Origin of the sequence: Bradyrhizobium altum, from assembly GCF_020889705.1 — a bacterium.
Lineage (GTDB): Bacteria > Pseudomonadota > Alphaproteobacteria > Rhizobiales > Xanthobacteraceae > Bradyrhizobium > Bradyrhizobium altum.
In genome coordinates this window covers 1-2,099 of sequence record NZ_JACMYP010000508.1, presented here as the reverse complement: position 1 = coordinate 2,099, position 2,099 = coordinate 1, and the positions used below count along the sequence as shown (strand labels likewise).

1 protein-coding gene and 1 pseudogene are annotated in these 2,099 nt (G+C 60.0%); both read right to left on the bottom strand.

Annotated elements, in window-relative coordinates:
- Positions 1-354: 354 nt before the first annotated feature.
- Positions 355-1,338, bottom strand: a pseudogene (locus H8B02_RS46950) (IS110 family RNA-guided transposase); the annotation flags it as partial.
- 219 nt (positions 1,339-1,557) lie between these two features.
- On the bottom strand, positions 1,558-2,099 hold a 542-nt coding region (locus H8B02_RS46945), incomplete at its 5' end, for an RNA-dependent RNA polymerase family protein (RefSeq protein WP_229172469.1).

Here is a 2,099-nt window from a genome sequence, read left to right as displayed (position 1 = left end):
GCCGTGTGTGGACGCCTCAGTAAATGCAAGCAAAATATAACTTCGGAACAGGCATGTGGTCGGGTGCTGACGTGTGTTCGGCCTCGTGATGCGACCTCGACACGTCGCGGGCCCTTATGGAATGGTGGATTGGATCCAATTCGGCTACGCGTGCTCGCTGGCACTCATCCACCTGTCGATTCTTCCAATCCCAGTCCCTGACCGATTGCCCATAACCCTCCGTTAGACCTCACCACATTCCCGACGTCTCTCGGCTTCTGGCCTTGCGTTCAAGCAGCGCCAGACGCGGGAGCTTGGTAAGCGCCACCGCGGACCATCTGAGGCAATATGAGGGGGCAGTTTTCCATGGCGCGCGACCATCAGGGCCCAGGCGATACGCGCCATTTTGTTCGCTAGAGCGACCGCGATCAGCTTTGGTGGCTTCTTCGAGAGCATTCTCGCCAGCCATGATCCTGCTGGTGATCCGTAGCGTCTTGCCCATCGCACGACGGCGGTCGCGCCAAGCACAAGGAGGCGTCGGAGATCTCGCCGGCCCATCCTGGAGATTTTGCCCAGCCTATCCTTGCCTCCGGAAGAATTCTGTTTAGGTGTAAGACCAATCCAGGCCGCAAAATCGCGCCCCTTGGAAAAGGTCTCCGCCGACGGCGCCAAGGCCTCTATCGCTGTAGCGCAGATTGCGCCGATCCCCGGAATGGTCATCAAGCGAGAGGCGACCTTGTCCTGTCTCGCGCGCACCCGTAGCCCCTTCTCCAGCTCTGCAATCTGCTCCGACAGAGACTCCACATGCTTCAAGAGATTCTGGCAAAGGCCGCGGGCCAGATCGGGCAGGTCCGGATATGTTGCCAGGAGTTCATCCAATCGGGGGATGTGTCTCACGCCCTGAGCCACGATCAAACCGTATTCCGCAAGATGCCCGCGCAAAGCATTAATCGCCTGTGTGCGCTGTCGAACCAGGAGATCACGAACCTTGAACGCCATGGAAGAGGCTTGCTTCGCGGCGCTCTTGACGCCGACAAAGCGCATCGTTGGTCGAGACGCGGCTTCGGCGATTGCTTCCGCATCCGCTGCATCGTTCTTCTGACGCTTAACGAACGGCTTAACGTAGGAGGGATGGATCAGCCGGACATCGTGGCCGAACTTACCGATCTCCCGTCCCCAATAATGGGCGCTGGCGCAGGCCTCCATGGCGACCACGCACCTTGGCAACCTGGCGAAAAACTCAAGCAATCTGCTGCGGTTGAGCTTCTTGCGCAGAACGGTCCTCCCATCCTGCCCTGCGCCATGGAGCTGGAACACGTTCTTGGCCAAATCCAAACCAATGATGCTAACCTCGTCCACGGACGTCCTCCTTACCGGGTTTAAACACCCACATCTTGGCACAATCGATGCCGTCGGGGGGCGTCCACTCCATCGGCTATGGCGCCTACCCAAAACTTGCCGAACGTGGCGAGGTCGAGTTCGCCTTCTGCCGAGTAGGCGGGGATGTTGCCATCCCCGCCCCTCACAGACCCGGGCGAGCGGATTACCCGCATGCGGTTCTTCACGCGTAAGCTTCGCTCACGAGACGGCATATTGGTGGACGATCTTGGCTGTCGGCAGCGGGTGTCGCGCGAGCATGGCCCGGAAGCGCGACCACGGCAGATTGCTGTGGCGACCACGCCGTGCGAGCCATTTCTTCCATATCCGCGTGAGCTGGTGGTGATACCATCTGATCCGTCGGCCGTTGCCGGAGATGCCGTAGTAGGCGCAGTGCCCCCGGATCACCCGCGACAAGTGCGCGTGCTGTTCCCGGAACGGACGATGCAGGTTGAGCCGACACCATTCCGTCACGGAAGCCAGCGCGCGGGCATAACGGTCTTTTGCCGTTATTTGTCGGACGACATTCTTACCCTTCCTCGATTGACCCCATACATGGGTGAAGCCAAGGAAGTTGAATGTGGTCCCCGCCGTCGCGGGATGACGCCCACCGGGGCGTTTGAACCGGAAGTCTACGAAGCGCGTCTTGGTCGGATGGAGTTGAAGCCCGTACCGACCGAGCCGCTTACCCAGCACATTCAGCAATCGCTTGCCGGACAGATGGTCCTCGAAGGCGATCACCG